This window comes from Paenibacillus sp. P4_A7, assembly GCF_056402455.1.
Window position 1 is genome coordinate 1 of sequence record NZ_JBFUHJ010000348.1, and the last position, 5,887, is coordinate 5,887.

A 5,887-nucleotide genomic window follows, 5' to 3' on the forward strand; every position below is an offset into this window, starting at 1 on the left:
TAATGAGCTTGCTTGGACTTGGATCTGCGGCTGCATTCTACATGGGAACGAGTGACTCCCYGTTTTATGCGAAGGCTACGATGGCGGCTATCTTCCATCTGATCAATCACGCCGTGTTCAAAGGTGCTTTGTTCATGGTTGTGGGCATTGTAGACCACGAAACGGGAACAAGAGATATTCGAAAGCTTGGCGGATTAATGTCCCTCATGCCAGTTAYTTTCTCGATCGCTTTAATTGGGACCTTCTCTATGGCAGGATTGCCACCGTTTAATGGATTTTTAAGTAAAGAAATGTTTTTTACGGCAGTGCTGAATAATATGGAAATGGATATTTGGAACATGCAGACACTTAGTGTGCTATTTCCGCTCATTGCTTGGATTGCCAGCATTTTTACATTTGGATACAGCATGATTCTGCTTTTCAGAACGTTTACTGGTAAAGCACAGCTAGAAAAACTGGAGAAAAAGCCTCATGAAGCACCGACAGGGATGTTGATTTCACCCATCGTATTAGCTTCTCTAGCTGTTGTGTTCGGACTGTTTCCAAATATACTAGCCTATTCATTGATAGCACCAGCGATGGCGGCGATTCATCCAAAGCTGCTAAACTCGGGCGATCGTTTTGAAGTGGAAATTCAATTTTGGCATGGTTGGACGACTGAGATTTTTATGACGATTGGTGTTGTCCTATTAGGGATTATTTTGTTTAAGCTTCACAAACGTTACAAAATACTCAATCAGCCTGTTATTAATCGAATCTCATTAAATCAGATGTATGATTCCGGTCTCCAATTGCTTGATCGCTGGTCCAATCGTATAACGAATACGTATATGACAGGTTCAATTCGTCACTATGTCATCTACATATTTGTTTTTCTAATTGCAGCCGTAGGTATTACAATGGCAAGCTCTGCGAATATTTCGTTTGACAGCTCAAACTATGCGCCAATGTCGGCATACGAGGCTATTATTATAGCGGTGCTTTTAATTTCAGTTATTGCTGTGCCATTTGCCAAGTCGCGATTAATGGCCATTATTTTAACCGGAACGGCTGGCTACATGGTAACCTTGTTTTTTGTTATTTTCCGTGCGCCGGATTTGGCGTTAACCCAAATGGTCGTAGAAACAGTGTCGGTTGCGTTGTTTCTCCTGTGCTTTTATCATCTGCCTAAATTAAAAAAGGAAATAACAGCTTTACGATTCAAGCTATCAAATTTTCTGATTGCGCTCGGAGTCGGAACAGTTATGACTCTTATTGCACTTAGTGCTAGCAGCAGCAGGTCATTCGAGTCTATTTCCGACTTTTTCCTCAAAGAAAGCTATAATTTGGGCGGCGGAAAAAATGTCGTGAACGTTATACTCGTTGATATTAGAGGCTTCGATACGTTATTTGAAATCGTAGTGCTCGCAATTGCCTCATTAGGTATTTATGCTCTAATCAAGCTGAAGCTTGATTCTAAGGCGGAAGAAAAGCAGCCTAAGCAAGAGAGAGAACACGAATATCCTATCGCTACAGTCAAAAGTAATGACGTTATTCTTAAAACAATTTCAAAACCCGTCGTCGTTATGATTTTGATATTCTCTCTTTATTTATTTTATGTCGGTCACAATAAGCCAGGCGGAGGGTTCATTGGAGGTCTTATAACGTCGGGGGCATTTGTATTAGTTGCCATGGCTTATGGAATGAAAACGATCCAGAAAGTAATGCCGCTCGACTTTCGTAAAGTGACGGCAATAGGACTATCGACCGCTTTGCTGACAGGTATAGGGTCCTTCTTCTTCAAAGCGCCATTTTTAAGCCATACGTTCGATTACTTTGATATTCCGTTAATTGGACATGTTGAGCTGGCTACTGCGCTATTGTTTGATTTGGGCGTGTATTTAACTGTGGTTGGTATTACGATGACCATTATTTTGACGATAGGGAGGGATAAGTAGCAATGGAATTATATATGTCACTTGCGATTGGTGTAATTTTCACGGTCGGTGTTTATCTTATATTATCGAAGAGCTTGCTCCGCATTATATTGGGCACTTCCCTTCTAACGCACGGCGTTCACTTGCTGCTGCTGACCATGTCGCGTTTGAAGACAGGTGAGGCACCTCTGCTTGGAGACAAAATAACGTCATACGTCGATCCATTGCCGCAGGCGCTCATCCTTACATCGATCGTTATTAGCTTTGGTGTAACCTCATTTTTCTTTGTGTTAGCCTATAAGGCGTATCAGAAATTGGGGACGGATGATATGGAACAGCTGAGGGGGCAGGAGGATGAATAACTTACTAGTATTTCCGATCCTAATTCCTTTGTGTACAGCTGTTATCCTTATCTTTCTAAACAATAAGGTGACACTGCAAAAATGGATTAGCGTTATAAGCATGGTTCTTAATGTAGGTGTTGCCTGTATGATCTTGTACAAGGTTCGCGAGGAAGGGATTCAGACGCTGCATATGGGAGGCTGGCTGCCGCCTTATGGTATAGTGTTCGTAGCCGATATGCTCTCCGCAATACTTGTGCTTACCACTGCAATCGTAAGTTCATTTTGTTTGTTTTATGCGTTTAACAGCATTGGCAAGGAGAGAGAGCGTTATTACTTCTATCCGTTTTTTCAATTTTTGCTAGTTGGCATAACGGGTTCGTTTCTTACGGGAGATTTGTTCAATTTGTTTGTCTGCTTCGAGGTTATGCTCATATCTTCTTATGCCTTGATCGTATTAGGCGGAACAAAACGTCAGCTTCGTGAAACGTTAAAATATATATTAATCAATATTATTTCGTCAACATTATTTGTTGCAGCGGTCGCTTATTTGTATGGTGTAGTTGGAACGCTAAATATGGCACACTTATCACTTCGTGTAGCTGAAGCGGGTCAGGGTGGCGTACTAAACGTTATTGCCATATTATTTATCGTTGTTTTTTCGCTTAAAGCGGGTTTGTTCCTGTTTTTCTGGCTGCCAGGCTCTTACAGTGTTCCGCCAGCAGCGGTTACTGCCTTGTTCGGTGCATTACTGACTAAGGTAGGCTTGTACGCGCTAATACGTATGTTTACCCTCATTTTCTATCATGAGCCGTTAGTGACACATAGCTGGATCGGATGGATGGCTGCAGCCACCATGATTTTAGGTGCGATTGGGGCGGTTGCCTATTCTGATATCCATCGCATTATGAATTACAATGTCATAATCAGCGTCGGCTTCATCGCCTTTGGACTGAGTGTAGCTACGAAGGAGTCGTTGGATGGCGCTATATTTTACTTGCTGCATGACATGATTGCCAAAGCGCTGCTGTTTATTTTGGGTGGAATGATTATTAAAGCATCCGGTACCAATCAGATTAAGGAAATGGGCGGCCTGATCAAACGGTTCCCATTAATGGGGTGGATGTTTTTAATAGCGACATTAGCTATTGCTGGAATCCCGCCATTTAGCGGTTTTGCAGGCAAGTTGATGCTTATCCGAGGTGGATTATATGATCAGTCTTACTGGTTAACGGCAATTTCGCTGGCTTCAAGTCTAATCGTGCTTTATTCTTTAATCCGAATTTTCATGCTCGCATTCTGGGGAGAAGAGAAGCCGCACCTAGGACAGATTCCTATCATAAGTAGAGGAATGACATTTTCTGCGTTTGGACTGTTTCTGGTTGTAATTCTTATGGGGCTTGGCTCAGAATGGGTGTGCCAGTTTGTTTCGGTAGCGGGGGATACGCTGATCAATCCGGCCATTTATATTGACGCCGTATTAAAGGAGTAGTGGGAGATGGTCATRCAAATCGTATTTTACATCAAAAAAATCTGGCCTTTAATCAAGCTGCTGATTCTGTTTAACAAAGAGCTGTTTCTATCGAGCTTCGCTGTAATCGGACAGATCATTCGTCCGAAGCTTGCCATACATCCAGGAATCTTCGCCTACCACACGGAGCTTGAATCGGATTGGGAAATAACGGTGCTCTCCTGTCTCATATGCTTGACCCCAGGGACGCTTACTTTAGACGTATCTCATGATGGACGTACTTTATATATTCATGCCATGGATATAGAAAATGTAGCTATACTATCCGAACAGATTAGAAATAGCTTCGAGCATGCAATCACGGAGGTGACCCGGTCATGATTACACAGTTTCTGACGACTTCATTGATCCTATTATCGCTTTCAGTTGCCGGCTGCATGTACCGTCTGCTTAAAGGTCCATCTATGGCAGACCGAATCGCTGCATTAGATACGATTGGCGTTATCTTATTGTCGATGATCACAGTTATTTGTATGCTGCTCAAAACCGTTGCCTATATGGACATTATTTTGTTGATAGGAATTCTTGCATTTATCGGTACAATAGCATTTTCAAAATATATCGAAAGGGGTGTCGTCATTGAGCATGGAGACGATAAGTGAAATCGGAGAGCTGCTGATTGGGTTGTTGATTTTGTCCGGATCTTTGATTTGCGTGTTAAGTGCGTTTGGACTAATCAGGCTGCCTGACGTCTATTTACGGTCTCATGCAGCAACGAAAAGTGCAACATTAGGCGTACTTTTTATACTCTTTGGAGGGTTCCTCTATTTTATGCTTTATTTGGATCATGTTAGTGTGAAGCTGCTTCTAGGCATTTTGTTTGTGTTCATTACATCACCGGTTGCCGGACACATGAATGGAAGAGCGGCCTATCGAACAGGGGTTCCACTATGGGAGAAGAGCGTTATCGATGACCTTAATTATGACGCTATACCTAAAAAAGTGACTAAGAAGTAATTTCGATTCGATAATGAATCATCCAATAAAAAGACCATTGCTTCTCGTTTGTAGAGAGGTAATGGTCTTTTATAATGCAGCATATGTACATATTATTTCTTAGCTTTAAAATGCACGACAGCCGTATAATGTAATTTCTCTGTCTTGTGGTTGAACACAGCATGATGATTGATGGAAAATACATCGAGCATAAGCRCTTTGTTATTTTGAACCTGCTGGTCGATTTTAAGCTCTAATGTTTTTAAGTCATAAGCTTCGAAAAATTCAATTTTAGTTTCTAATAAATCTAAGCGAAAATCCATATCTTTATCTCCTGTCGATTATAGCGTTCATTGTAACTTTTTCTTTATTATACATGGCGTTTGTTGAGGTTACCAATCATATTATCAATGACAATTACATAATAAGAGGTTATAATTGGGACGAATTAGGAGGAGGTACATGAAATGGTAAAYGATTTATCGCTATCGCAAAGGATATGGAAATATAAGTTTCACTACCTTATTGTTATTCCAGCATTTATACTCTTATTAATTTTTAAAATAGGGCCTCTTGTATACGGTTTTATATTGTCAATGACTGATTATAAAGTGTTCATAGGTTTATTTAAAAGCGAATGGGTCGGTTTTAACAACTTCACTAATTTGTTCAATGAACGCGACTTTTTTCAAGTCTTCACCAATACGCTAGTTATAAAAATGGGGTACATATTGGTGAGCGGTATAGTGGCATTCATAATAGCATTGGCTCTAAGCAGTATACGTTCCAAATGGTTAAGACAAACCTTTGCTTCCTTGTTTCTTATTCCATTTTTTATACCATCAGCGGTTTTTGCGTATATTGCTATTTTCCTCGTTTCACCGTCACAATCTCCATTCCTTCAAGGCGAATTATTCATATTGGCTGAACCGGCGTTATTCTCGCCATATTTAGTAGTAGTTGAGGCTTTCAAAACATGCGGTATCCCGATCGTTATTGCACTTGCTGCCATTGCTTCTAAGCATGCATCAGCTACCATTCATTCAAAGGGGATTGCTTCTCCTGAAAATAATTACATTCCTATGAATATAATACCTGTGCTAAAAGCGGTTGCAGCATTTATGATCCTACAATTGTCCGTCCTACTCTCTACAGACCCCTGT

At 40.9% G+C, this 5,887-nt stretch carries 6 protein-coding genes and 2 pseudogenes; 7 read left to right on the plus strand and 1 reads right to left on the minus strand.

Annotation, left to right across the window (positions count from 1 at the left end):
- From mbhE to mnhG, 6 genes and pseudogenes are all read left to right on the plus strand, one after another.
- Nucleotides 1–1,937 (plus strand): hydrogen gas-evolving membrane-bound hydrogenase subunit E (mbhE, locus tag AC1DWN_RS25815; protein WP_477561757.1); only part of this gene is annotated, 1,937 nt, incomplete at its 5' end.
- A 2-nt stretch (nt 1,938–1,939) separates the two neighbouring features.
- The gene (locus tag AC1DWN_RS25820) at nt 1,940–2,278 is read left to right on the plus strand and encodes a Na(+)/H(+) antiporter subunit C (protein WP_477561758.1); all 339 of its coding nucleotides are present in this window, start codon (nt 1,940–1,942) and stop codon (nt 2,276–2,278) included.
- Nucleotides 2,271–3,749, plus strand: coding sequence for a Na+/H+ antiporter subunit D (locus AC1DWN_RS25825; RefSeq protein WP_477561759.1), 1,479 nt, complete (start codon nt 2,271–2,273; stop codon nt 3,747–3,749). The genes AC1DWN_RS25820 and AC1DWN_RS25825 overlap by 8 nt, the downstream gene beginning before the upstream one ends.
- A gap of 24 nt (nt 3,750–3,773) precedes the next feature.
- Nucleotides 3,774–4,109, plus strand: a pseudogene (locus AC1DWN_RS25830) (Na+/H+ antiporter subunit E); the annotation flags it as partial.
- Nucleotides 4,106–4,390: a Na(+)/H(+) antiporter subunit F1 gene (locus AC1DWN_RS25835; RefSeq protein WP_477561760.1), complete on the plus strand. Its 285-nt coding sequence runs from the start codon at nt 4,106–4,108 to the stop codon at nt 4,388–4,390. The pseudogene AC1DWN_RS25830 and the gene AC1DWN_RS25835, both read left to right, overlap by 4 nt.
- Nucleotides 4,374–4,745 (plus strand): monovalent cation/H(+) antiporter subunit G, encoded by a 372-nt coding sequence (gene mnhG, locus AC1DWN_RS25840; RefSeq protein WP_477561762.1) that lies wholly within the window; start codon nt 4,374–4,376, stop codon nt 4,743–4,745. The genes AC1DWN_RS25835 and mnhG overlap by 17 nt, the downstream gene beginning before the upstream one ends.
- Nucleotides 4,746–4,837: 92 nt before the next feature.
- Here mnhG and AC1DWN_RS25845 read toward each other — a convergent pair whose 3' ends face one another.
- Entirely contained in the window at nt 4,838–5,047 is a 210-nt protein-coding gene (locus AC1DWN_RS25845) for a DUF2536 family protein (protein ID WP_477561761.1), read from the minus strand.
- Nucleotides 5,048–5,191: 144 nt separating this feature from the next.
- Here AC1DWN_RS25845 and AC1DWN_RS25850 point away from each other — a divergent pair.
- A pseudogene (locus tag AC1DWN_RS25850) lies at nt 5,192–5,887 on the plus strand (hypothetical protein); the annotation flags it as partial.

Excerpts from the sequence above, each read along its gene's own strand:
- AC1DWN_RS25820 (WP_477561758.1), top strand. The coding sequence starts at position 1,940 with ATGGAATTATATATGTCACTTGCGATTGGTGTAATTTTCACGGTCGGT.
- AC1DWN_RS25825 (WP_477561759.1), top strand. The coding sequence starts at position 2,271 with ATGAATAACTTACTAGTATTTCCGATCCTAATTCCTTTGTGTACAGCT.
- AC1DWN_RS25835 (WP_477561760.1), top strand. The coding sequence starts at position 4,106 with ATGATTACACAGTTTCTGACGACTTCATTGATCCTATTATCGCTTTCA.
- mnhG (WP_477561762.1), top strand. The coding sequence starts at position 4,374 with ATGGAGACGATAAGTGAAATCGGAGAGCTGCTGATTGGGTTGTTGATT.